Genomic DNA, 21,558 nt, shown 5'->3' on the forward strand with positions numbered 1-21,558 from the left:
CCTTCATGCGGTACCCATTCATACGATGAACCCGACCTCTTCCGCGCGCGTGCCGCGCCGACCGTGGCCCTGGGGCGCGTGCGCGCTTGGCCTTGCCGTGCTTGCCTGGGCCGCCCTCGCCGCCGGGGTGGTGGTGTTCCTGTCTGCGATCGGCATGCCGGGGGATGGCAGCCATGCGCTGGCCTCCAAGCAGTGGATCCTGATGCTGGCGGTGGCTGTGCTCGCGCTGTCCGCGCTTGGCAGTGGGGTGGCCTCGGTGCTGGCCTGGCGCACCCAGCGTGGCCGTGGCACGGCTGCGGTGGCGGCACTGCTGCTGGCGCTGCTGGGCCTGCTGATTGCGGTGCCGCTGCTGGTGCAGGGCGCGGATCCGGTCGTGGCCGACGACACCATTTGGCAAGCGACGGGCAGCCGGGGATAATCACGCGGCATTTCACATTTGTCGCATTCCCTCCTCCAGACAGGTAACCGGTCCGCTCATGAGTACGATCCGCAGCATCCACGCCCGTGAAATCCTCGACAGCCGTGGCAACCCCACGCTGGAAGCCGAAGTCATCCTGGAGGACGGTTCGTTCGGTCGCGCCGCGGTTCCCTCCGGCGCCTCGACCGGTACCAAGGAAGCGGTCGAGCTGCGTGACGGCGACAAGACCCGTTACCTGGGCAAGGGCGTGCGCAAGGCCGTCGAGAACGTCAACGGCGCCATCGCCAATGCACTGAAGGGCTTCGAAGCCGTCGACCAGGCTGGCCTGGACCGTCGCCTGATCGACCTGGACGGCACCGAGAACAAGGGCCGCCTGGGCGCCAACGCGCTGCTGGCCGTGTCGATGGCAGCCGCGCATGCCGCCGCTGCGTCCAGCAAGCAGGCCCTGTGGCAGTACCTGGCCACCAAGACCGGTGCGACCCCGTCGCTGCCGGTGCCGATGATGAACATCATCAACGGCGGCGCCCACGCCGACAACAACGTCGACTTCCAGGAATTCATGGTGCTGCCGGTGGGCTTCACCTCGTTCTCCGAAGCACTGCGTGCCGGCACCGAAATCTTCCATTCGCTGAAGTCCGTGCTGAAGAGCCACGGCCTGAGCACCGCCGTGGGCGACGAAGGCGGCTTCGCGCCGGACTTCCGCAGCAACGTCGAAGCGCTGGACACCATCCTGGAAGCCATCGGCAAGGCCGGCTACACCGCCGGTGAAGACGTGCTGCTGGGCCTGGACGTGGCCTCCAGCGAATTCTTCGAGAACGGCAAGTACAACCTGGTGGGCGAGAACAAGCGCCTGACCTCCGAGCAGTTCGTCGACTTCCTGGCCGACTGGGCCGCGCAGTACCCGATCATCACGATCGAAGACGGCCTGGCCGAGAACGACTGGGCTGGCTGGAAGCTGCTGACCGACCGCATCGGCAAGAAGGTGCAGCTGGTGGGCGACGACCTGTTTGTCACCAACCCGAAGATCTTCCAGGAAGGCATCGACTCGGGCACCGCCAACGCGATCCTGATCAAGGTCAACCAGATCGGTACCCTCAGCGAAACCCTGGAAGCGATCGCCATGGCCGACCGTGCCGGCTACGCCGCCGTGGTCTCGCACCGCTCGGGCGAAACCGAAGACACCACCATCGCCGACATCTCGGTGGCCACCACTGCCACCCAGATCAAGACCGGCTCGCTGTGCCGCAGCGATCGCGTGGCCAAGTACAACCAGCTGCTGCGCATCGAGGAAGCCCTCGGCGCCAGCGCGCGTTACGCCGGTCGTGACGCGTTCGTGTCGCTGAAGCGCTGAGCCCATGCGCGACTGGCGCTGGCTGCTGTTGCTGCTGGCCCTGCTGCTGGCATGGCTGCAGTACCGTTTCTGGTTCGGCCCGGGCAATTCGGGTGAAGTGATGATGCTCGAAGCCCAGGTCGCCAACCAGGAGCGGGACAATGAAGGTCTGCAGCAGCGCAACGATGCGCTGGCTGCCGAAGTGAAGGACCTCAAGGAAGGCCAGGCCGCCATCGAAGAACGCGCGCGCAGCGAGCTGGGCATGATCAAGCCCGGCGAAAAGTTCTACCGCGTGGTGGAGGATGCGCCGGTTCGCCCGGCGCAGGCTGCACCGGTCTCGGCGCAGGTCGGCGACCATCCGGCGGACGTGCCGTGAGCGCGGCCATCTGGGCGGTCGTTCCGGCCGCCGGGCGGGGTACCCGTTTCGGCGCGCCGTTGCCCAAGCAGTACCTGCAGGCGGGCGGGCAGATCCTGCTCGCCCATACCCTGGATGCACTGCTGGCGCACCCGGCCGTGGCCGGGGCGATGGTGGTGGTCGGCCAGGACGATGCCGATTGGCCGGGCTGGACCGAGTGGTCCGGCAAGCCGGTGCTGACCTGCATCGGCGGCGCCACCCGGGCCGCTTCGGTGCTGGCGGGCCTGCAGGCCCTGCCCGACAGTGTGCGCGCCGACGAGTTCGTGCTGGTGCACGATGCCGCGCGGCCCAACCTGTCGCTGGCCGATCTGGGCCGCCTGCTGGAAGTGGGGCGTGCCGACCCGGTCGGCGCGATTCTCGCCGCCCCCGTGCGCGACACCCTCAAGCGAGCCGGTGACGATGGTGGCATTGATGGCACCGAGCCGCGCGAGCGCCTCTGGCGTGCGTTGACCCCGCAGCTGTTCCGCCGCCACCAGCTGGTCCGCGCGCTGGCCGGTGCTGCCGCCAGCGGCGTCGAGGTGACCGACGAAGCCATGGCCATGGAGCGCCAGGGCCAGCGACCGCTGCTGGTGGAAGGCAGCGAGGACAATTTCAAGGTCACCACCCCGGCCGACCTCGACCGTTTCGAATTCGTACTTTCCCGCCGCGCCGGCTGATCGCCCGCGCGGCCCTGCTGCAAGGGTTGCATCCATGAGCACAGCTCCGTTCCCGCCCGTCCGTATCGGCCAGGGCTACGACGTCCATGCCTTCGGCGAAGGCGACCACATCATGCTGGGCGGCATCCGCGTGGCGCACAGCTGCGGCGTGCTGGCCCACAGCGATGGCGACGTCATCCTGCACGCACTGTGCGATGCCATGCTCGGCGCGATCGCGCTGGGCGACATCGGCCAGCATTTCCCGCCCAGCGACGATCGCTGGAAGGGTGCGGACAGCAGTGATTTCGTCCGCCATTGCGACAGCCTGCTGCGCGAGCGTGGCTGGCGCGTCGGCAATACCGACATCACGGTCATCTGCGAGCGGCCCAAGGTCGGCCCGCATGCACTGGCCATGCGCGAGCGCATCGGCGGCCTGCTGCAGCTGCCGCTGGACGCGGTCAGCGTCAAGGCCACCACCTCGGAGAAGCTCGGCTTCACCGGCCGTGGCGAAGGCATTGCCGCGCAGGCCGTCGTCCTGCTGGTGGCGGCATGATTCCGTTGCCGCTGGCCTTTGGTGCGCCGCTGCTGAGCGCGCGCATCCGCACCACGCCGGACGACTTCCAGGTGGACGAACTGCCGGCCTTCGAGGCCACCGGCGAAGGTGAGCACCTGCTGCTGCACATCCGCAAGCGCGGCGCCAACACGGTGCACGTGGCCAAGGTGCTGGCGAAGTGGGCGGGCCTGCCGGAGATGGCGGTCAGCTACGCGGGCATGAAGGACCGCAACGCGGTCACCACCCAGCGCTTCAGCGTGCACCTGCCCAAGCGCGTCGCCCCGGACCTGGCCAGCCTGGCCAGCGACGAGATCGAAGTGCTCGAGGCCACCTGGCACAACCGCAAGCTGCAGCGCGGGGCGCTGGCCGGCAACCGCTTCAAGCTGGTGCTGCGCGACGTGCAGGGCGACGCCGCGGCCATCGATGAGCGCCTGCAGCAGATTGCCGCGCGTGGCCTGCCGAACTGGTTCGGCGAGCAGCGTTTTGGTCGCGACGGTGGCAATGTTCCGGCCGCGCTGGCGATGTTCGGTGGCCGCCGCATGCGCCAGGACCAGCGTTCACTGCTGCTGTCGGCGGCCCGCTCGGCCCTGTTCAACCGCGTGCTGGCCGCGCGCGTGGAGCAGGGCAGCTGGGACCAGCCGCTGGACGGCGAGGTGTGGATGCTCGATGGCAGCCGCAGCGTGTTCGGCCCGGAGCCGTATACCGATGTGCTGGCCGAGCGCCTGGCGCGCTTCGACATCCATCCCAGCGCACCGCTGTGGGGCGAGGGTGAGCTGCGCAGCACCGAGGCTGCCCGCACGCTGGAGCTGGCGGCGCTGGACGATGAGGAGTCGCAGGCCCTGCGTGCCGGCCTGGAAGGCGCCCGCCTGAAGCAGGAGCGTCGCGCGCTGCGCCTGCGTCCTGCCCTGCTGCAGCATCAGTGGCTGGCCGATGACGTGCTGGAGCTGTCGTTCGCGTTGCCGCCGGGCTGCTATGCCACCGCGGTGCTGCACGAACTGGGCCCGGTCGAAGACGCCTCGCAGGGCTGATCGCCGGGCGGGTTCGGGATATCCAGGCATGGCGTGGATCTACCGGCATCGCATGGAACCACGCCATGTGTGGATGCGGGCCGACGTGCAGGTCGTAGATCCACGCCATGCGTGGATGAGGGTCGCCGCGCCGGTTCGTAGATCCACGCCATGCGTGGATGAGGGGATCAACGCCGCGCCGGGTCGTAGATCCACGCCATGCGTGGATGAGGGGATCAACGCCGCGCCGGGTCGTAGATCCACGCCATGCGGGGATGCGGGCCGACGTGCAGGTCGTAGATCCACGCCATGCGTGGACGGGGGCCGACGTGCAGGTCGTAGATCCACGCCCTGCGTGGATGAGGGTCGCCGTGCAGGTCGTAGATCCACGCCATGCGTGGATGCGGGCCGACGTGCAGGTCGTAGATCCACGCCCTGCGTGGATGCGGGGATCAACGCCGCGCCAGCAACACCAGCACCGCACCGGTGCCACCCTGGCCGGTCGGCGCCGAGTGGAACGCAAGCACGTCGTTGCGCAGCCGCAGTAGTCGGTCCACCAGGTTCTTCAGCACCGGTGCGCCGCCATCGGACTGCAGGCCCTTGCCGTGGATGATGCGCACGCAGCCGTACTCGTGAGCGTGCGCTTCCAGCAGGAACTGGCGCAGCAGCATCTCGGCCTGCGCGGCGGTCGCGCCGTGCAGGTCCAGTTCGTCCTGCACCGAATACTGGCCGCGCTTCAGGCGCTGGAACATGCGCGGCGGCAGGTTGTCGCGGCGGTAGCTGGCGGTGTCGCCGGCTTCCAGCGGGCTGCTGTCGCGCAGCAGGCGGGCGAACTCACCCGCTGCCTCGGCTTCGTCGCGTTCGGCCATGCGCGCGCGCGGCTTCGGTCGCGGCGCCGCGGGCGCTGGCTCGACCTCCTTGCGCAGCGGCTTCACTTCGCCGATGGCCGCACGGAACAGGGCGGCCGGATCTTCATCTTCAGGGTGCGACATGCGCACAGGGTAAACCGCCCGCGCGGGTCTGCCTATGTCGATTCGATGACGCGCATCACCACCGGCAGGGTAGGACCGGCGGCCCGCTTGCGGCACAATACCCGACGCACTTGCGCGATCGCCGGTCCCCGACAGGGGCGCGGGCGTTCCCGCCCACGCGACAAGGTGACGGAATCGAATTCTTGGAAAATCAAGCGGTTAAATCGAAGATGCGCATCCTGGTCAGTAACGATGATGGCGTCGACGCCGCAGGCATCCGGATGCTTGCCGCCGTGCTGCGCGAGGCCGGCCATGAAGTGACGGTGGTCGCCCCCGACCGTGATCGTTCCGGTGCCAGCAATTCGCTGACGCTGGACCTGCCGATCCGGCTCAAGCGCATCGACCACTACACCGTCTCGGTGGCAGGAACTCCGACCGACTGCGTGCACCTGGCGCTGACCGGCCTGCTCGAATTCGAACCCGACATTGTCGTTTCCGGCATCAACAACGCCGCCAATCTCGGCGACGACGTCATCTATTCGGGCACCGTCTCGGCGGCGATGGAAGGTCGCTTCCTCGGCCTGCCGGCGGTGGCTGTTTCCCTGGTCACCCGCAACCACGATCCGAAGCACTTCGAGACCGCCGCGCGTGCCGCAGTGGAGATCGTCGCCCGCCTGAAGGCCGATCCGCTGCCAGCCGACACCATCCTCAACGTCAACGTGCCCGACCTGCCGTGGAGCGAGGTCAAGGGTTTCGAAGTGACGCGGCTGGGCAACCGTCATCGCGCCGAAGGCTGCATCGCGCAGAAGGACCCGCGCGGCAACGACGTGTACTGGATCGGCCCGGCCGGTCGTGAACAGGATTCCGGCCCCGGCACCGATTTCAATGCCGTGCGCACCGGCCACATCTCGATCACGCCCATCCAGGTCGACCTGACCCGCTACCAGGCACTTGAGAAAGTGGCCAGCTGGGTCGGCGGCCTCAGCGCCGCGCTGGACCAGCCGGCATGAGCCCGCGCCTGCGCCTGCAGCCGGAAGCGGTTGGCATCGGCATGACCTCGCAGCGGGTGCGCGACCGCCTGGTCGATCGCCTGCGCGAAGCCGGCATCGTCGACGAGTCCACGCTGAACGCGATCCGGGTGGTGCCGCGCCATCTGTTCATCGACGAGGCCCTGGCCTCGCGTGCCTACGAAGACACCGCGCTGCCGATCGGCCATGGGCAGACCATCTCGCAGCCGTGGGTCGTGGCCCGCATGACCGAGGCGGTGCTGCAGGTCGCGCCGAAGACGGTGCTGGAAGTAGGCACCGGCTCGGGCTACCAGGCCGCCGTGCTCGGCGCCGTGGGCCTGGAGGTCTACACCGTCGAGCGCATCGGCGATCTGCTGCGGCAGGCCCGCAAGCGCTTCCGCGCATTGGGCATGAACATCCGTACCAAGCATGATGACGGCCGCGTCGGCTGGGCCGAGCACGGCCCCTACGATGCGGTGGTGGTCACCGCGGCCGCGCCGGCCCTGGTCGATGCCCTGGTCGAGCAGCTGGCTGTCGGTGGGCGCCTGGTGGCGCCGGTGGGTGGCCCGGGCGGCCAGTCACTGGTGCAGCTGGACCGCAGGGAAGACGGCAGCATCGAACAACGCGTGCTGGCACCGGTCACGTTCGTGCCGCTGCTGTCTGGCATGCTCGATTGAATCCACGGAGCAGGGTTGCATGAAGATTTTCGGGCCGCTGTACGAGCGGGCGATGAAGTGGGCGGCGCACGAACGCGCGCCGACCTACCTGACGGTGTTGAGCTTCTTTGAAGCCATCATTTTCCCGGTCATGCCGGAAGTGATGCTGGCGCCGATGTGCGTGGCCCAGCCCAAGCGCGGCTGGTGGTTCGCCACGCTCAGCCTGGCCGGCTCCATGGTCGGCGCGGTGGTCGGCTATGCGCTGGGGCATTTCGCCTTCGAGGCGATCAAGCCGGTGTTCGAGGCGCTGGGCATGCTGCCGGCCATCGAGCAGGGCATCGCCACCGTGCAGGCGAAGATGGCCGAGTCGCCGTGGGCGGTGTTCACCTTCCTGGTGCTGGGGGGCTTCATGCCCATCCCGATGAAGGTCTTCACATGGGCTTCGGGTATCGTCGGCGTGCCCATGCCACAGTACCTGCTGAGCATGTTGATCGGCCGGGGCAAGCGCGTGTACGTGCTGGCCGCGGTCATCCGCATCGGTGGTGCGCGTGCCGAAGCGGCGCTGCGCCGCTGGATTGAACCGCTGGGCTGGATCGCCACCGCGCTGGTGGTGGGACTGGTTGCCTGGCTTGTATGGAGGTCGAAGTTCGCATGAGTGCAGATTGTCTGAGCAAGGGAGTGCGCATCGGCGCGCTGGCGTTGCTGGTATCCACCCTGGCCGCCTGTGGCACCGCCACCGTCGTCCGCCCCGGCGGCAGCAGCGGTGGCACCACTGTCAGCACGCCGAAGACTTCGGTTGCCAAGCCGGGGCAGACCGTGGTCGTGCGCAAGGGCGACACGATCTACGCGCTGGCCCGCATCCATGACATCACGCCGGCCGACCTGATCGCCTGGAACCGGCTGGACAATCCCTCGCAGATCTACCCGGGGCAGGTCATCCGCCTGTATCCGGCCGGCGCCACCGGCGGCCGTGCGCCGACCACGGTGGTGACCCCGCCGCGTGGTACCGCAGGCACGACGACGCCGACGCCGGTCGCGACGGCCCCGGTGGGGCCGGTGAAGAGCAACATCGGCTGGCGCTGGCCGGCAGACGGCGCGATCGTCGGTCGTTACGTGGCGGGCGATGCGACCAAGCAGGGCGTGGACATCGCCGGCTCCAGCGGCGCTGCCGTCCGCGCCACCGCCAATGGCGTGGTGGTGTATTCCGGTGCCGGTCTGGTCGGCTACGGCGAGCTGATCATCATCAAGCACAGCGACCAGTGGCTGTCGGCCTATGGCCACAACCGAAAGCGCCTGGTCAACGAAGGGCAGAGCGTCAAGGCGGGTGAACAGATCGCCGAGATGGGCCGCACCGGGGCCAACCGCGACATGCTGCACTTCGAGATCCGTTACAACGGCAAGCCGGTCGACCCGCAGCAATATCTTCCGGCACGTTGATCGTCGATTCGCTTTCTGGGCGGATCCCCGGCCCGGCGTAGCACGCCGGGCGTTCGCCGACGGCGCGGCCCATGGGCCGCAAGCGCCGACGGCTCACCCGCTACAACGGCAAGCCGGTCGACCCGCAGCAGTATCTGCCTGCGCGCTAGCGCAGGCAGATACGGGTAGCGCCGGGCCGTGCCCGGCGGGCTTTGCGCCGCGATGCGGCGCCGCCCGAGCATCGGCTCGGGCGCTACAGGCAGCCTGCAATCCAGCGTGATGCCGGGCCATGCCGGCGCGCTAGCGCAGGCAGATACGGGTAGCGCCGGGCCGTGCCCGGCGGGCTTTGCGCCGCGATGCGGCGCCGTCCGAGCATCGGCTCGGGCGCTACAGACAGCCTGCAATCCCGGGTTGGGCTGTTTGCGTCATCATCTGTCGCGTATTCATCTTCCTGGCAGGCGGGGGAGTGCGGCATGCTGTGCCGGAATCCCTCGTGTCAGGTGCCACATGAATCGCGTTGCCTGCCTGCTTGCACTGTTCGCCATCGCACCCATGGCCGCCGCTTCCGACGATCCCCACAGCGTGGTGAGTCGTCTGTATGCCGCCCTCCAGGCGTCAACGCCGAGTGAGGCGAGCATCGATCCACTGCTCGGCGACGCCCTCCGTGCAGCTGTGGAGGCCCAGCGGACCTACGAAAGGGCATGCTCTGCGTTGGCTGCGCATGATGAAAAGCCACACATGCTCGACCAGAGTCTCTATCTGTGGGCGCCGGATCGGCCGGAAACGGTAAAGGCGGGACTGCCTGCGACAAGCGGTGAAGCCAGCTGGGTGCCCGTCGAGATGGCGATAAGCGACTATCGCTGGACCGACCGGGTCCTGCTGCACAGGCAGGGCCAGGACTGGAAAGTCATGGATATCCGCTGGGGCCAGGGCGGCACCCTGATCGGGCGGCTGCGGGACTTCTCGGCCTTCCGTTGTACCGCCACGCACGGCTAGGGCCGGGCCAAGCCCGGCGGCGCCACTTCAGCCTTCGAGAATGAAGGCGGCGGCCACCTTGCGGCCTTCGCCGGCAAGGATGTTGAACGTGCGCGCGGCGGCCGGATTGTTCATCACTTCCAGACCGATGCCGCGCGACAGGCAGGCCGCCATCACGGCCGCCGGCGGAAATACCTGGCGGTCGCCGGTGCCCAGCACGATCAGCGCAGGGTTCAGCGCAAGAATCGCTTCGATATCGGCCAGCTGCAGGTCGGACGCCTGGCGCACCGGCCACTCCGCGACCAGCTGGTCGGGGGTCAGGAAGAAGCTTTGCCCCAGCACCAGGTCGTTGACCCTGGCCGAGCGGCCGTCGGCGGCGCGCAGGCTGTAGGCGTAATCGGGCGGTTCGTGGTTCAGCTGCATGGGGGCAGGGCGATCAGCCGCGCGGCAGCACGATCTGGCGCTGTTCCTTGCTCGGGCGGTACAGCACGGCGACGTGGCCGATGCGCTGCACCAGCGCCGCCTCGGTGGCTTCGACGATCTCAGCGATCATCGCGTCACGGGCGTCACGGTCCTCGGCGGCAACCTTCACCTTGACCAGTTCGTGGCGTTCCAGGACTTCGTTCAGCTCGGCGATGAAGGCCGGGGTGATGCCTTTGCCGCCGGTCTGCAGCAGGGCCTTGAGGTCGTGGGCGTGGCCGCGCAGGAAACGGGTCTGGGAGGCGGTCAGTGCGATGGACATGCAGGAAAAGGGGGTTGAATGGGACGATCAGGGTATCATGACGACCCCATCAGCCCCTATTTCCAATGGCCACCCGTAGCAAAAGCAGCCAGCGCTGGCTCAAGGAACACTTCTCCGACCCCTTCGTGAAGAAGGCGCAGGCCGAAGGCATGCGCTCGCGCGCAGCCTACAAGCTCGAGGAGCTGCTCGAACGTGACCGGTTGCTGAAGCCGCACATGGTGGTGGTCGACCTCGGCGCGGCCCCGGGCGGCTGGTCTCAGCAGGTCCGGAGACAGATCGGCGATACCGGCCGCGTGCTGGCGCTGGACATCCTGGACATGCCGCCGCTGGCCGGTGTGGAGTTCCTTCACGGTGACTTCAGGGAAGAAACCGTCCTATCGCAGTTTGAAGCCATGCTCGGGGATCAGCCGGTAGACCTTGTGCTGTCGGACATGGCCCCCAATAAGAGTGGTGTGGGCGCGGTCGACCAGCCGCGGATGATGCACCTGGCCGAGCTTGCGCTGGACTTCGCCGACAACCATCTCAAGACCGGTGGGGCGTTCCTTATCAAGCTGTTCCAGGGCGAGGGCTTTGACGACTATGTGCGCGAGATGCGCCGCCGGTACGACAAGGTCTCCATCCGCAAGCCGGAAGCCTCGCGCAAGCGCTCGCCCGAGGTGTATGCCTTGGGACAGGGAAAACGCGCCCACATGAAGTAAGCTCGCCGAGTACGCTCGACCCCAACGCAAGACCCGCACTAAGAGGAACGCCGGAGCCAATGAGGATGAACGACTTGACCAAGAACCTCCTGCTATGGGTGGTCGTCGCCGTCGTGCTGATGGTGGTCTTCCAGAGCTTCTCGCCCAAGTCCTCCGGGGCCGGGGCGCAGGGCGCGACGTATTCGCAGTTCCTGGACCAGGTGGACAGCGGCAACGTGCAGAAGGTCACCTTCGGTGGCGATTCGCGCGGCCTGACCAACCAGATCACCTACACCACCCGTGGCGGCCAGACGGCCACCATCGCCGCGCCGGCTGATCGCGACCTGATCAACGTGCTGCGCACCAAGAACGTGGACATCGTGCAGGAAGAGCCGTCCAGCGGCATTTCCTTCGCGGCCATCCTGATGAACTTCCTGCCGGTCATCCTGATCATCGGCTTCTGGCTGTTCATCATGCGCCAGATGCAGGGCGGTGGCGGCGGTGCCAAGGGCGCGATGTCCTTCGGCAAGTCGCGCGCCAAGCTGCAGGGCGAAGACCAGATCAAGGTCACCTTCGCCGACGTCGCCGGCTGCGACGAGGCCAAGGAAGAAGTGGGCGAACTGGTCGACTTCCTGCGCGACCCGTCCAAGTTCACCAAGCTGGGCGGCAAGATTCCGCGCGGCGTGCTGATGGTGGGCCCGCCGGGTACCGGCAAGACGCTGCTGGCCAAGGCCATCGCCGGCGAAGCCAAGGTGCCGTTCTTCTCGATCTCCGGTTCCGACTTCGTCGAAATGTTCGTCGGCGTCGGCGCCAGCCGCGTGCGCGACATGTTCGAGCAGGCCAAGAAGCACGCGCCGTGCATCATCTTCATCGACGAAATCGACGCCGTCGGCCGCCATCGTGGTGCCGGCCTGGGCGGCGGTCACGACGAGCGCGAGCAGACCCTGAACCAGCTGCTGGTCGAAATGGACGGCTTCGAGGGTGGCGAAGGCGTGATCGTCATCGCCGCGACCAACCGTCCGGACGTGCTGGACCCGGCGCTGCTGCGCCCGGGCCGCTTCGACCGCCAGGTCGTGGTCGGCCTGCCGGACGTGAAGGGCCGCGAGCACATCCTGAAGGTGCACATGCGCAAGCTGCCGCTGGCCGACGATGTCGAGCCCATGGTGATCGCGCGTGGTACCCCGGGCTTCTCCGGTGCCGACCTGGCCAACCTCTGCAACGAGGCGGCCCTGTTCGCCGCGCGTGGCAACGAGAAGGAGGTCCGCATGGACCACTTCGACCGTGCCCGCGACAAGATCCTGATGGGTGCCGAGCGCCGCTCGATGGCCATGAGCGAGGACGAGAAGACCCTCACCGCTTACCACGAAGCCGGCCACGCCATCGTCGGCCGCCTCGTGCCCGAGCATGATCCGGTCTACAAGGTCACCATCATCCCGCGCGGCCGTGCGCTGGGCGTGACCATGTACCTGCCGGAAGGCGACAAGTACTCGATGAACCGCGTGGCGATCAAGTCGCAGCTGTGCTCGCTGTACGGTGGCCGCGTGGCCGAGGAGCTGATCTTCGGTGCCGACAAGGTCACCACCGGTGCCTCCAACGACATCGAGCGTGCCACCAAGATGGCCCGCAACATGGTCACCAAATGGGGCCTGTCCGACCAGCTCGGCCCGATCGCCTATGGCGAAGAGGACGACGAGGTGTTCCTGGGCCGTTCGGTCACCCAGCACAAGAGCGTGTCCAACGACACCGCGCGCCGCATCGACGAGGAAGTGCGCAACATCCTCGACGAGGCTTATGCACGCACCACCGAGCTGATGACGGCCAACATCGACAAGCTGCATGCGATGTCGCAGCTGCTGCTGCAGTACGAGACCATCGACGCGCCGCAGATCGACGCCATCATGGAAGGCCGCGATCCGCCGCCGCCGGCGGGCTGGAACAAGTCCAACAAGGACGGTGGTGGCAACGACAAGGGCGGCGACGCCCGTCCGCTGACGCCGATCGCCGGCCCGGCCGAGTCGCACTGACGGCCCGCCATTGCTGATTGCAGACGAGGCCGGGGAAACCCGGCCTCGTTGTTTCCGGGCCCGCCGCCCGACTGAATTCACCGCCTTTCGCTGGAGCCCGCATGTCCGTTCCCCCGCCGCAACCGATTTCCCATACCGTCGAAATGGTCATCGCCACCATCGTCGGCGTTGCCGTGGGCCTGACCGTGGACAACCTGCTGCTGGGCTGCGGCGTCGGCATCGCCGTCGGCATCCTGCTGAGCATCATCAAGACCCTGTACGTGGACCGGAAGCGCCGCCGGCAGCGTTGAGGGTTTTCCCGGCAGGGCTGCGCCCTGCCTCTGACAGATTCCTGCAACTGCTGGTGGGTGCCGACCGTTGGTCGGCACGACTGTTGGTGGGTGCCGACCGTTGGTCGGCACGGTAGATCCACGCCATGCGTGGATGAGGCCTTGCGCGGTACCTCTGCTGCGCGTCAGGATGCGCCACCACGGCCGCCATAGGGGGAGGCCGGGTTTACAGGGGATCACCATGAAACTGCTGCTTCCGCTTGCCCTCGCAGGGCTGGCGACTGTTGTCCTGCCCGCTGCGGCCGCTGAGATACGCGTCGTGCAACCGGTGCCGTTCGCTGAATCAGCGATCATCGCCGACGCCATCAAGAGCGAGTGCACCATCGGTGCCACATTGGCGCAGTCGCTCGCCAGCAATGCCACCCGCCACGGCAACACCCTGGTGTCCGGGCCGGTGGGTGCCGACAGTGGCAATGGGCGCTCGTTGAGGCTGGAGCTGGTCGAAGCGCAGAGCGCAGGCAACGCCTTTGTCGGGCATTTCAAGTCTGCCGCGGTGCGTGGTGTCCTGTTCGAGGATGGCCACCAGGTCGCGACGGTCACCGCAAGGCGGATCTCCCGCGGGGGTGCCTTTGCTGGTTTCAAGGGCTCCTGCACGGTGCTCGACCGCACTGTCAATGCGATCGGCGAAGATCTGGCGGCCTGGCTGGCTGCACCGGCGGACAACGCGCGCCTGGGCGACTTCTGATCGGGGCGGAACTGCCGTATCCGGTTTCGGTGCCGGCCCGCGGCCGGCACCACCCCAGGATGCAGCGTGCGGCCCTGCGGACTTAAACTAGACACCGTTGCCCGCAGGATCACCCATGTTCGATATCTCCCCCCAGCTCGACTGCGCCGGCCGCATCCTGCGCCTGGACCGTGCCCGGGTCATGGGCATCGTCAATGTCACCCCGGATTCGTTCTCCGATGGTGGCGCCCATGACAGCACCGACGCGGCCGTGGCCCATGGCCTGAAGCTGGTGGAGGAGGGCGCCGACCTGCTCGACATCGGTGGTGAGTCCACCCGCCCGGGCGCAGCGCCGGTGTCGGTGGAGGAAGAGCTGCAGCGCGTGCTGCCGGTGATCGAACAGCTCGCTGCCCGCACCACCGTGCCGATCAGCATCGACACCTTCAAGCCGGAGGTGATGCGCGCGGCCGTGGCGGCCGGTGCCGGCATGATCAACGACATCTTCGGCCTGCGCCAGGACGGCGCGCTCGACGCGGCTGCCGACACCGGCGTGCCGGTGGTGCTGATGCACATGCAGGGCGAACCCGGCCACATGCAGGCCGACCCGCATTACGACGACGTGGTGGCCGAGGTCCATGGCTTCCTCGTGCAGCGCCTGTTCGCCGCCGAAATGGCCGGCATTGCCAGGAAGAATCTGCTGATCGACCTGGGCTTTGGTTTCGGCAAGACCACGGCCCACAACATGACCCTGCTGGCCCGGTCCGAGCGTTTCCTGGAACTGGGCGTGCCGATGCTGGCCGGCCTGTCGCGCAAGCGCAGCCTGGGCGAGCTGACCGGCCGTGCGGTGGCGACCGAGCGCGTGGCGTCATCCGTGGCCGCACACCTGATCGCGGTCCAGCGCGGCGCGCGCATCGTGCGCGTGCACGACGTGGCCGCCACAGTCGATGCATTGAAGATCTGGGAGGCCGTGGATGCGGTTCCGACGCCCCGCGCCGATGCCGCCCCGTCGATCCGCTGGCCGGACGAAGAGTGATGGCCGTCGACCAGCGTCCGCTGGCGATCGCGGTGATGGGCCCGACCGCCAGTGGCAAGACCGCCACGGCGATCGCCCTGGCCCGTCAGCTGGACGGTGAGATCGTCAGTGTCGATTCGGCGCTGGTCTACCGCGGCCTGGACATTGGTTCGGCCAAGCCCGATGCCGCCGAGCGGGCGCAGGCACCGCACCACCTGCTGGACCTGCGCGACCCGTGGCAGACCTATTCGGCGGCCGAGTTCGCCGCTGACGCCGGCCGTGTGGTGGCCGACATCGTCGCCCGCGGCAAGACCCCGATCCTGGCCGGTGGCACAGGCCTGTATTTCCGCGCCCTGCTGCAGGGGCTGTCGCCCATGCCCGAGGCCGACCCGGCGATGCGCGAGGTGCTGAGCGCCGAGGCTGCTGAGCGCGGCTGGGCCGCCCTGCATGCTGAACTGGCGCAGGTCGATCCGGCCGCCGCCGCGCGCATCCACGCCACCGATCCCCAGCGCATCCAGCGTGCGCTGGAGGTCTACCGCCTGACCGGCACGCCGATCAGTGAATGGCAGCGCCGCCCCGGCGTGGCGCCCCTGCCGGTGCGCACCCTGAAGCTGATCCTGGCCCCGCGCGAGCGCGCGGTGCTGCACCAGCGCATCGAGGCCCGCTTCGACGCGATGCTGGGCCAGGGCTTCCTTGACGAGGTGCGTGCCCTGCGGGCCCTGCCGCAGATGGCGGCCGTGGCCGCGCCGCTGGACCTGCCGGCGGTGCGTGCGGTCGGCTATCGCCAGGCCTGGGAATTCCTGGACGGGCAGGGCGACGCCGCCCGCTTCCGCGACAAGGCCATCTTCGCCACCCGGCAGCTGGCCAAGCGCCAGCTGACCTGGCTGCGTGGCGAGCTTGATGCCCGCTGGTTCGATCCCCATATGGACCAGGAGCGCCTGGCAAGCGCGGTGTCGACCTTCGTCGCACGCTGAACCGCCGCTGGCCGTGTACCATCATGGGCCGGCGGGCGGCTCGGGGGCCGTGGCAACCGCCGGCAACCCAATAAGAACAATAATCAGGAGTTAGCAATGTCCAAGGGGCAATCGCTGCAGGATCCTTTCTTGAATGCACTGCGGCGCGAACGCGTGCCGGTTTCGGTGTACCTGGTCAACGGCATCAAGCTGCAGGGCACGATCGAATCGTTCGATCAGTTCGTGGTCCTGCTGCGCAACACCGTCAGCCAGATGGTCTACAAGCACGCCATTTCCACCGTCGTGCCGGCGCGTAACGTGAAGGTCGGGCCGGGTGGTGGCTATGTGCAGTCGGGTGAAAACGGTCAGGCGGGTGATGAAGCAGACGAGTAATTCTGGAGCGGTGAATGTTTGACCGCTCGAAAAAGGGCGAAAACGCCCTGTTGATCCAGCCCCACTTCGGCAAGCTGGAAGACGACGTGCTGGAAGAGTTCGGTGATCTGGCCCGCTCGGCAGGGGCCAGCATTGCCGCCACCATCACCGCGCGCCTTGACCGTCCCAACCCGTCGACCCTGATCGGCAGCGGCAAGCTGGACGAGATCAAGGCGGCGGCCGATGCAACCGGCGCTGACCTGATCCTGGTCAACCACTCGCTGAGTCCGGGCCAGGAACGCAACCTGGAACGTTTCCTGGAGCGGCGGGTGATCGACCGCACCGGCCTGATCCTGGACATCTTCGCCCAGCGTGCGCACAGCCACGAAGGCAAGCTGCAGGTGGAACTGGCGCAGCTGCGCCACCTTGCGACGCGGCTGGTGCGCGGCTGGACCCACCTGGAGCGCCAGCGCGGCGGTTCCATCGGCCTGCGAGGCCCGGGTGAAACCCAGCTGGAAACCGACCGCCGCCTGCTGCAGAAGCGGGTGGAGCAGCTGCAGAAGCGGCTGGAGAAGGTCGAGGTGCAGCGCACCCAGATGCGCCGCGCGCGCCTGCGCAGTGAACTGCCGCGCGTTGCCCTGGTCGGCTATACCAATGCCGGCAAGTCGACGCTGTTCAATGCCCTGACCGGCGCCGAGGCGTACGCCGCCGACCAGCTGTTTGCCACCCTGGACCCGACGGTGCGTCGCATCGCCGTGCCCGGCGGCAGCGTCGTGCTGGCCGATACGGTGGGCTTCGTGCGCGACCTTCCGCATGACCTGGTCGCCGCGTTCCGCTCGACCCTGTCCGAGGCGCGCGAGGCCGACTTCCTGCTGCACCTGGTCGACGCCGCCGATCCGCACCGCGAGGAGCGCATCGCCCAGGTCGACGAAGTGCTGACTGCGGTCGGCGCCGGCGACCTGCCGCAGCTGCTGGTGTTCAACAAGATCGACCGCATCGAGGGCGGCGAGGTCCGCCACGACGGCCAGGACGGCATTCCCGATCCCTCGCGCCGCGAGCGGGTCTGGATTTCCGCCCGCGACGGGCAGGGCCTGGAGCTGCTGCAGAGCGTGCTGGGCAAGCGCCTGGGCCTGCAGCACGTCACCGGCGAGCTGCGCCTGCCGCCCAGCGCCGGCCGCCTGCGCGCGCGCCTGCACCAGCTGGAAGTGATCCGCAGCGAGACGGCTGACGAAGATGGCTGGCTGCTGCAGGTGGACATCCCGATCGCCGAAGCTGAAAAGCTGGCTGCCAGCGCCGACGGCGGCCCGATCCGCGCCCTGCTGCCGGAAAAACTGCCGGAGTGGTGAACCACGACGGGCGGCGTCAGAGCCCTTTGCTGCGCAAAGGGATCTGACGCCGTACCGACCCCGTGCCGACCAACGGTCGGCACCTACCAAAGCAGAGCGACTCCCCTCAGGAAACCTGCTTCTGCTGTTGCTCTGGCTTCGGCTTCTGCAGGTGCAGGGCTGCAAGCCCTGCTGGAACACTCCATCCCGCACTACCGGCCGATTACCGCACTCCAGCCGCCCGATAGTGCACATCCGCTCATGCCCGTCGGGCGGATGATCCGAGGGTCTGCCCCCACGGCACCCCCGGAGTCCCTTCCATGTCCCACGTCAGCACCGACGCACTCCCCCAGTACACCGCGGCGGAGAAACGCCACCGCGTGTTCGCCATCATGTCGGCCTCGTCCGGCAACCTGGTGGAGTGGTTCGACTTCTACGTCTACGCGTTCTGCGCCATCTACTTCGCCGGCGCCTTCTTCCCGGCGTCCAACCCGACCGTGCAGCTGCTCAACACCGCCGGCGTGTTCGCGGCCGGCTTCCTGATGCGGCCCATCGGTGGCTGGCTGTTCGGCCGCATCGCCGATCGTCTTGGCCGCAAGAAGTCGCTGCTGATCTCGGTCAGCATGATGTGCGGCGGCTCGCTGATGGTCGCCTGCCTGCCGACCTACGCCAGCATCGGTGCGATGGCACCGGTCCTGCTGCTGGTCGCGCGCCTGATCCAGGGCCTGTCGGTCGGTGGCGAGTACGGCACCACGGCCACCTACATGAGCGAGGTTGCCCTGCGCGGCCAGCGCGGCTTCTTCTCCTCGTTCCAGTACGTCACCCTCATTGGTGGCCAGCTGCTGGCGGTGCTGGTCATCGTCATCATGGAAGCCCTGCTGAGCGAAGCGGAGATCCGCGCCTGGGGCTGGCGCATCCCGTTCGTGCTTGGCGCCGTGGCCGCCGTGGTCGCGCTGCTGCTGCGCCGTACCCTGCATGAAACGCAGAGCGAGGCCGACCGTGGCGACAAGGATGCCGGCAGCCTGTCGGCGCTGTTCCGTGACCACAAGGCCGCCTTCTTCACCGTGCTCGGCTATACCGCCGGCGGCTCGCTGATCTTCTACACCTTCACCACGTACATGCAGAAGTTCCTGGTCAACACAGTGCACCTGCCCATCAAGACCGCCAGTTACGTGATGACCGGCGCGCTGTTCCTGTACATGTGCATGCAGCCGCTGTTCGGCATGCTGTCCGACCGCATCGGCCGCCGCACCAGCATGATGCTGTTCGGTGCGCTGGGCGCGCTCACCACCGTGCCGATCCTGATCACCCTGCAGCACGTCACCAGCCCGTGGGCGGCCTTCGGACTGATCGTGCTCGCGCTGGCCATCGTCAGCTTCTACACGTCGATTTCCGGCATCGTGAAGGCCGAGATGTTCCCGCCGCAGGTGCGCGCGCTCGGTGTCGGCCTGGCCTACGCCATCGGCAACGCGATCTTCGGCGGCAGCGCCGAGTACGCCGCGCTGGGCCTGAAGAGCCTGGGCCATGAGCAGCTGTTCTTCTGGTACGTCACGGTGATGATGGTGGTGGCGTTCCTGGTCAGCCTGCGCCTGCCGCGCCAGGCCCGCTACCTGCACCACGACCACTGAGGGGCAGGGGAGGACAGCGCCGCCGTTCTGCGGTACAAGATGACCGTTGCTACCTCGATCCATGCCGATGTCCTTCCCCTCCGACGCCGATCTCCATGCCCAGGCCGCCGCGCTTGGGCAGCGCCTGCAGCAGGCCTCGCTGCAACTGGTCACCGCTGAAAGCTGCAGCGGTGGCTGGATCGCCAAGTGCATGACCGATATCGCCGGATCCTCGGCGTTCTTCGACTGCGGCATGGTGGTCTACAGCTATGAAGCCAAGCAGCGCCTGCTGGGCGTGCGCGCGCAGACCCTGGAGCAGTTCGGTGCGGTCAGCCGCGAGGCCGTGCTGGAAATGGTGTCCGGCGCGCTGATCAATTCCGGTGCAGGTATCGCCGTGGCCGTGACCGGCATCGCCGGCCCGGGCGGCGGCAGCCCGGACAAGCCGGTCGGCAGCGTCTGGATCGGCTGGAAGCGCCGCGGCGGTTACGCACGCGCCGAGCTGTTCCAGTTCGACGGCGACCGCGAAGCCATACGGCGGCAGACCGTCGCAGCCGCCCTGCACGGTATCGACGCCCAGCTGTGACATGCTGGCCCGGTACCAAACCGGAGTAGGCGACGATGTGGGAGACGCTGGGTACCGTCCGTGACCTTGGCCGGCTGCAGGAAATCGCGGCCGTCCTGATCCGTTACGGCTTCGGCGACGTGGTCCGGCGCATCGGCCTGGCCACCGTGCTCGAGCGCGCCGGCAGGCTGCTGCACTGGAACGAGGAAAGCCAGCAGATGCTGCGCATGACCGCGCCGGTGCGGGTGCGCAGCGCCCTGCAGGATCTTGGCCCGACCTTCGTCAAGCTGGGCCAGGTGCTGGCCACCCGTGTCGACCTGCTGCCGCCGGAATGGATCGCCGAGCTTTCCGAACTGCAGAACGCGGTGCCGGCGCTGCCGTATGCCGCCATCCGCGAACAGCTGGAAGCCGACCTCGGTGCGGCACCTTCGCAGGTGTTCGCCTTCCTTGATGAAACGCCGATGGCCGCGGCTTCGCTGGCCCAGGCCCACCGCGCGCGCCTGCACGATGGCCGGGAAGTCGTGTTGAAGGTGCGCCGGCCCGGCATCCGCGATGTGGTGGAAGCCGACCTGCGCCTGCTGGCGCGCCTGGCAGAGATCGTCGAGGCGCGCCTGCCTGACCTGCGTCGCTATCGCCCGGCCGAAGTGGTCCAGCAGTTCACCGTATCGCTGCGCCGCGAGCTGGATTTTGCCGCCGAGTGCCGCAATGCCGAGCGCATCGCCCGCAACTTCCACGGCCGCGACGACATCCTGATTCCCGAGGTGCACTGGCAGTGGACCTGCGAGAGCCTGAACGTCCAGGATTTCGTCGATGGCATTCCCGGTCGTGACCTGGCTGGCGTGGATGCGGCGGGGCTGGACCGCCGTGAGCTGGCCCGGCGTGGTGCCGACATCGTGCTGAAGATGGTGCTGGAGGACGGCAGCTTCCACGCCGACCCGCACCCCGGCAACATCATCTACCTGCGCGACGGCCGCATCGGCGTGATCGATTTCGGCATGGTCGGCGCGCTCTCCGAGGTGCGCCGGTTCCAGGTCGCGCAGTTGCTGCACGGCCTGGTCGAGCAGGACCCGCAGGGCGTGGCCGACGTGCTGCTGGACTGGGCCGGTGGGGTGGAGGTGGACGAAAACCGGCTGCAGCACGACATCAGCCAGTTCGTCGACCAGTACCGCGGCGTGCCGCTGAAGGACCTGCGCATCGGCCTGATGCTGGGCGACATCACCCAGTTGCTGCGCAGTTACAGCCTGACCCTGCCAGCGGACCTGGCGCTGATGATCAAGGCCTTCCTGACGCTGGAGGGCATGGGTCGCCAGCTTGACCCGGATTTCGACATGGCCAGCGCCGCACGCCCGTTCCTGGAGCGGGTGGTACTGCAGCGCTACGCGCCGCGTGCGTTGCTCAAGCGCGGACGGCGCAGCCTGCTGGGAATGATCGATTTCGCTGGCGAACTGCCGCGCGACCTGCGCAAGCTGGTCCAGGCCGCGCGCCGCGGGCGCCTGCAGTTGAAGGTGGAAACCAGCGCGCTGCAGGGCTTCGGCGACCAGGTGAACCGCGCCGCAAACCGCCTGGTGATGGGCATCGTCACCGCCGCGCTGATCATCGGCTCGTCCATCGTGATGCACAGCGTGGGCGGCATCTCCAGCCGCTGGCTGCTGGCCCTGGGCGTCTGCGGCTTCGTCGGTGCCGGTTTCTGCGGGGTCTGGATCCTGTTCTCGATATGGAGAAGCGGCAAGCACGCGTAGCGTGCTTACCGCAGCGGTTCCCCCCGGGAACCGCGGAATCGCGCAGCGATTCCTGTAGAGCCGACCGCTGGTCGGCTGCTCTTGCTCCTGCCCCTGCGCTTCTACCCATCTGCCGAGCATGGGCTCGGCACTACAGAACCCGCCCGGGGTACTTGCACACCCGCCTGTT

The 21,558-nt window shown here is 67.9% G+C and carries 26 protein-coding genes; 22 read left to right on the forward strand and 4 right to left on the reverse strand.

The genetic code is table 11. From position 1 onward, the window contains the following. The first annotated feature begins 25 nt into the window (after window positions 1–25). The 6 genes from QMZ26_RS14340 to truD are packed head-to-tail and all read left to right on the forward strand — an operon-like array spanning window position 26 to window position 4,379. Window positions 26–418: a hypothetical protein gene (locus QMZ26_RS14340; RefSeq protein ID WP_283221855.1), complete on the forward strand. Its 393-nt coding sequence runs from the start codon at window positions 26–28 to the stop codon at window positions 416–418. 58 nt (window positions 419–476) lie between these two features. Further along, window positions 477–1,769 carry a phosphopyruvate hydratase gene (gene eno / locus QMZ26_RS14345; protein ID WP_079221433.1) on the forward strand — a complete coding sequence of 431 codons (1,293 nt, stop codon included), beginning with the start codon at window positions 477–479 and terminating at the stop codon, window positions 1,767–1,769. Between the two features lie 4 nt (window positions 1,770–1,773). Next, window positions 1,774–2,124: a cell division protein FtsB gene (gene ftsB, locus QMZ26_RS14350; protein WP_108746432.1), complete on the forward strand. Its 351-nt coding sequence runs from the start codon at window positions 1,774–1,776 to the stop codon at window positions 2,122–2,124. Further along, complete coding sequence (gene ispD / locus QMZ26_RS14355; protein ID WP_283221856.1) at window positions 2,121–2,819, forward strand: 2-C-methyl-D-erythritol 4-phosphate cytidylyltransferase; 699 nt, start codon at window positions 2,121–2,123, stop codon at window positions 2,817–2,819. Before ftsB ends, ispD begins: the two co-directional genes overlap by 4 nt. Window positions 2,820–2,853: 34 nt before the next feature. Continuing rightward, window positions 2,854–3,351, forward strand: a complete 498-nt coding sequence (gene ispF / locus QMZ26_RS14360) for a 2-C-methyl-D-erythritol 2,4-cyclodiphosphate synthase (protein WP_079221436.1) — start codon at window positions 2,854–2,856, stop codon at window positions 3,349–3,351. Next, window positions 3,348–4,379 carry a tRNA pseudouridine(13) synthase TruD gene (gene truD / locus QMZ26_RS14365; RefSeq protein ID WP_283221857.1) on the forward strand — a complete coding sequence of 344 codons (1,032 nt, stop codon included), beginning with the start codon at window positions 3,348–3,350 and terminating at the stop codon, window positions 4,377–4,379. Before ispF ends, truD begins: the two co-directional genes overlap by 4 nt. 215 nt (window positions 4,380–4,594) lie before the next feature. On the opposite strand, the gene QMZ26_RS14370 is transcribed toward truD, so the two are convergent. Both QMZ26_RS14370 and QMZ26_RS14375 read right to left on the reverse strand, forming a co-directional pair. Continuing rightward, window positions 4,595–4,753 carry a hypothetical protein gene (locus tag QMZ26_RS14370; RefSeq protein WP_283221858.1) on the reverse strand — a complete coding sequence of 53 codons (159 nt, stop codon included), beginning with the start codon at window positions 4,751–4,753 and terminating at the stop codon, window positions 4,595–4,597. A gap of 57 nt (window positions 4,754–4,810) precedes the next feature. Next, window positions 4,811–5,350 carry a Smr/MutS family protein gene (locus QMZ26_RS14375; RefSeq protein ID WP_200733027.1) on the reverse strand — a complete coding sequence of 180 codons (540 nt, stop codon included), beginning with the start codon at window positions 5,348–5,350 and terminating at the stop codon, window positions 4,811–4,813. A gap of 209 nt (window positions 5,351–5,559) precedes the next feature. Here QMZ26_RS14375 and surE point away from each other — a divergent pair, with 209 nt between their 5' ends. From surE to QMZ26_RS14400, 5 genes are all read left to right on the forward strand, one after another. Beyond that, entirely contained in the window at window positions 5,560–6,339 is a 780-nt protein-coding gene (gene surE / locus QMZ26_RS14380; RefSeq protein WP_079221439.1) for a 5'/3'-nucleotidase SurE, read from the forward strand. Beyond that, window positions 6,336–7,013 carry a protein-L-isoaspartate(D-aspartate) O-methyltransferase gene (locus QMZ26_RS14385; protein WP_079221440.1) on the forward strand — a complete coding sequence of 226 codons (678 nt, stop codon included), beginning with the start codon at window positions 6,336–6,338 and terminating at the stop codon, window positions 7,011–7,013. The genes surE and QMZ26_RS14385 overlap by 4 nt, the downstream gene beginning before the upstream one ends. A gap of 19 nt (window positions 7,014–7,032) precedes the next feature. Next, complete coding sequence (locus QMZ26_RS14390; RefSeq protein WP_079221441.1) at window positions 7,033–7,647, forward strand: YqaA family protein; 615 nt, start codon at window positions 7,033–7,035, stop codon at window positions 7,645–7,647. Next, window positions 7,644–8,429 carry a peptidoglycan DD-metalloendopeptidase family protein gene (locus QMZ26_RS14395; RefSeq protein WP_200733026.1) on the forward strand — a complete coding sequence of 262 codons (786 nt, stop codon included), beginning with the start codon at window positions 7,644–7,646 and terminating at the stop codon, window positions 8,427–8,429. Before QMZ26_RS14390 ends, QMZ26_RS14395 begins: the two co-directional genes overlap by 4 nt. Window positions 8,430–8,915: 486 nt before the next feature. Then, a complete protein-coding gene (locus QMZ26_RS14400) occupies window positions 8,916–9,404 on the forward strand; it encodes a hypothetical protein (protein ID WP_283221859.1) in 489 nt (162 codons plus the stop codon). Window positions 9,405–9,431: 27 nt separating this feature from the next. Here QMZ26_RS14400 and QMZ26_RS14405 read toward each other — a convergent pair whose 3' ends face one another. Further along, window positions 9,432–9,806: an Mth938-like domain-containing protein gene (locus tag QMZ26_RS14405; RefSeq protein ID WP_108759519.1), complete on the reverse strand. Its 375-nt coding sequence runs from the start codon at window positions 9,804–9,806 to the stop codon at window positions 9,432–9,434. A gap of 13 nt (window positions 9,807–9,819) precedes the next feature. Continuing rightward, window positions 9,820–10,125 carry a ribosome assembly RNA-binding protein YhbY gene (gene yhbY, locus QMZ26_RS14410; protein WP_079221444.1) on the reverse strand — a complete coding sequence of 102 codons (306 nt, stop codon included), beginning with the start codon at window positions 10,123–10,125 and terminating at the stop codon, window positions 9,820–9,822. 65 nt (window positions 10,126–10,190) lie between these two features. On the opposite strand from yhbY, the gene rlmE reads away from it, so the two are divergent. From rlmE to ubiB, 11 genes are all read left to right on the forward strand, one after another. After that, the gene (gene rlmE, locus QMZ26_RS14415; protein ID WP_008265654.1) at window positions 10,191–10,823 is read left to right on the forward strand and encodes a 23S rRNA (uridine(2552)-2'-O)-methyltransferase RlmE; all 633 of its coding nucleotides are present in this window, start codon (window positions 10,191–10,193) and stop codon (window positions 10,821–10,823) included. Window positions 10,824–10,888: 65 nt separating this feature from the next. Continuing rightward, window positions 10,889–12,826 (forward strand): ATP-dependent zinc metalloprotease FtsH, encoded by a 1,938-nt coding sequence (gene ftsH / locus QMZ26_RS14420; protein ID WP_283221860.1) that lies wholly within the window; start codon window positions 10,889–10,891, stop codon window positions 12,824–12,826. A 101-nt stretch (window positions 12,827–12,927) separates the two neighbouring features. Next, window positions 12,928–13,116: a hypothetical protein gene (locus tag QMZ26_RS14425; protein ID WP_200733024.1), complete on the forward strand. Its 189-nt coding sequence runs from the start codon at window positions 12,928–12,930 to the stop codon at window positions 13,114–13,116. 220 nt (window positions 13,117–13,336) lie between these two features. Then, window positions 13,337–13,840 (forward strand): hypothetical protein, encoded by a 504-nt coding sequence (locus tag QMZ26_RS14430; RefSeq protein WP_283221861.1) that lies wholly within the window; start codon window positions 13,337–13,339, stop codon window positions 13,838–13,840. 115 nt (window positions 13,841–13,955) lie between these two features. Continuing rightward, a complete protein-coding gene (gene folP / locus QMZ26_RS14435; RefSeq protein WP_283221862.1) occupies window positions 13,956–14,852 on the forward strand; it encodes a dihydropteroate synthase in 897 nt (298 codons plus the stop codon). Beyond that, the gene (gene miaA / locus QMZ26_RS14440) at window positions 14,852–15,805 is read left to right on the forward strand and encodes a tRNA (adenosine(37)-N6)-dimethylallyltransferase MiaA (protein WP_283221863.1); all 954 of its coding nucleotides are present in this window, start codon (window positions 14,852–14,854) and stop codon (window positions 15,803–15,805) included. Before folP ends, miaA begins: the two co-directional genes overlap by 1 nt. Window positions 15,806–15,901: 96 nt before the next feature. Continuing rightward, window positions 15,902–16,177, forward strand: a complete 276-nt coding sequence (gene hfq / locus QMZ26_RS14445; RefSeq protein ID WP_079221450.1) for an RNA chaperone Hfq — start codon at window positions 15,902–15,904, stop codon at window positions 16,175–16,177. 14 nt (window positions 16,178–16,191) lie between these two features. After that, window positions 16,192–17,502: a ribosome rescue GTPase HflX gene (hflX, locus tag QMZ26_RS14450; protein ID WP_079221451.1), complete on the forward strand. Its 1,311-nt coding sequence runs from the start codon at window positions 16,192–16,194 to the stop codon at window positions 17,500–17,502. A gap of 299 nt (window positions 17,503–17,801) precedes the next feature. Continuing rightward, window positions 17,802–19,109 carry an MFS family transporter gene (locus QMZ26_RS14455; protein ID WP_108746439.1) on the forward strand — a complete coding sequence of 436 codons (1,308 nt, stop codon included), beginning with the start codon at window positions 17,802–17,804 and terminating at the stop codon, window positions 19,107–19,109. 61 nt (window positions 19,110–19,170) lie between these two features. Continuing rightward, on the forward strand, window positions 19,171–19,671 hold the full coding sequence (locus QMZ26_RS14460; RefSeq protein WP_174208681.1) for a CinA family protein: 501 nt from the start codon (window positions 19,171–19,173) through the stop codon (window positions 19,669–19,671). A 35-nt stretch (window positions 19,672–19,706) separates the two neighbouring features. Next, window positions 19,707–21,389, forward strand: a complete 1,683-nt coding sequence (gene ubiB / locus QMZ26_RS14465; protein ID WP_283221864.1) for a 2-polyprenylphenol 6-hydroxylase — start codon at window positions 19,707–19,709, stop codon at window positions 21,387–21,389. The last annotated feature ends 169 nt before the right edge of the window (window positions 21,390–21,558 follow it).

Source organism: Stenotrophomonas sp. PFBMAA-4 (assembly GCF_030053215.1).
Taxonomy (GTDB): domain Bacteria; phylum Pseudomonadota; class Gammaproteobacteria; order Xanthomonadales; family Xanthomonadaceae; genus Stenotrophomonas.

What these genes read in the sequence shown, in the direction of transcription:
- QMZ26_RS14340 (WP_283221855.1), top strand. Translation starts at nt 26, where the DNA reads ATGAACCCGACCTCTTCCGCGCGCGTGCCGCGCCGACCGTGGCCCTGG.
- eno (WP_079221433.1), top strand. Translation starts at nt 477, where the DNA reads ATGAGTACGATCCGCAGCATCCACGCCCGTGAAATCCTCGACAGCCGT.
- ftsB (WP_108746432.1), top strand. Translation starts at nt 1,774, where the DNA reads ATGCGCGACTGGCGCTGGCTGCTGTTGCTGCTGGCCCTGCTGCTGGCA.
- ispF (WP_079221436.1), top strand. Translation starts at nt 2,854, where the DNA reads ATGAGCACAGCTCCGTTCCCGCCCGTCCGTATCGGCCAGGGCTACGAC.
- truD (WP_283221857.1), top strand. Translation starts at nt 3,348, where the DNA reads ATGATTCCGTTGCCGCTGGCCTTTGGTGCGCCGCTGCTGAGCGCGCGC.
- QMZ26_RS14370 (WP_283221858.1), bottom strand. Translation starts at nt 4,753, where the DNA reads ATGGCGTGGATCTACGACCTGCACGGCGACCCTCATCCACGCAGGGCG.
- QMZ26_RS14375 (WP_200733027.1), bottom strand. Translation starts at nt 5,350, where the DNA reads ATGTCGCACCCTGAAGATGAAGATCCGGCCGCCCTGTTCCGTGCGGCC.
- surE (WP_079221439.1), top strand. Translation starts at nt 5,560, where the DNA reads ATGCGCATCCTGGTCAGTAACGATGATGGCGTCGACGCCGCAGGCATC.
- QMZ26_RS14385 (WP_079221440.1), top strand. Translation starts at nt 6,336, where the DNA reads ATGAGCCCGCGCCTGCGCCTGCAGCCGGAAGCGGTTGGCATCGGCATG.
- QMZ26_RS14390 (WP_079221441.1), top strand. Translation starts at nt 7,033, where the DNA reads ATGAAGATTTTCGGGCCGCTGTACGAGCGGGCGATGAAGTGGGCGGCG.
- QMZ26_RS14395 (WP_200733026.1), top strand. Translation starts at nt 7,644, where the DNA reads ATGAGTGCAGATTGTCTGAGCAAGGGAGTGCGCATCGGCGCGCTGGCG.
- QMZ26_RS14400 (WP_283221859.1), top strand. Translation starts at nt 8,916, where the DNA reads ATGAATCGCGTTGCCTGCCTGCTTGCACTGTTCGCCATCGCACCCATG.
- QMZ26_RS14405 (WP_108759519.1), bottom strand. Translation starts at nt 9,806, where the DNA reads ATGCAGCTGAACCACGAACCGCCCGATTACGCCTACAGCCTGCGCGCC.
- yhbY (WP_079221444.1), bottom strand. Translation starts at nt 10,125, where the DNA reads ATGTCCATCGCACTGACCGCCTCCCAGACCCGTTTCCTGCGCGGCCAC.
- rlmE (WP_008265654.1), top strand. Translation starts at nt 10,191, where the DNA reads ATGGCCACCCGTAGCAAAAGCAGCCAGCGCTGGCTCAAGGAACACTTC.
- ftsH (WP_283221860.1), top strand. Translation starts at nt 10,889, where the DNA reads ATGAACGACTTGACCAAGAACCTCCTGCTATGGGTGGTCGTCGCCGTC.
- QMZ26_RS14425 (WP_200733024.1), top strand. Translation starts at nt 12,928, where the DNA reads ATGTCCGTTCCCCCGCCGCAACCGATTTCCCATACCGTCGAAATGGTC.
- QMZ26_RS14430 (WP_283221861.1), top strand. Translation starts at nt 13,337, where the DNA reads ATGAAACTGCTGCTTCCGCTTGCCCTCGCAGGGCTGGCGACTGTTGTC.
- folP (WP_283221862.1), top strand. Translation starts at nt 13,956, where the DNA reads ATGTTCGATATCTCCCCCCAGCTCGACTGCGCCGGCCGCATCCTGCGC.
- miaA (WP_283221863.1), top strand. Translation starts at nt 14,852, where the DNA reads ATGGCCGTCGACCAGCGTCCGCTGGCGATCGCGGTGATGGGCCCGACC.
- hfq (WP_079221450.1), top strand. Translation starts at nt 15,902, where the DNA reads ATGTCCAAGGGGCAATCGCTGCAGGATCCTTTCTTGAATGCACTGCGG.
- hflX (WP_079221451.1), top strand. Translation starts at nt 16,192, where the DNA reads ATGTTTGACCGCTCGAAAAAGGGCGAAAACGCCCTGTTGATCCAGCCC.
- QMZ26_RS14455 (WP_108746439.1), top strand. Translation starts at nt 17,802, where the DNA reads ATGTCCCACGTCAGCACCGACGCACTCCCCCAGTACACCGCGGCGGAG.
- QMZ26_RS14460 (WP_174208681.1), top strand. Translation starts at nt 19,171, where the DNA reads ATGCCGATGTCCTTCCCCTCCGACGCCGATCTCCATGCCCAGGCCGCC.
- ubiB (WP_283221864.1), top strand. Translation starts at nt 19,707, where the DNA reads ATGTGGGAGACGCTGGGTACCGTCCGTGACCTTGGCCGGCTGCAGGAA.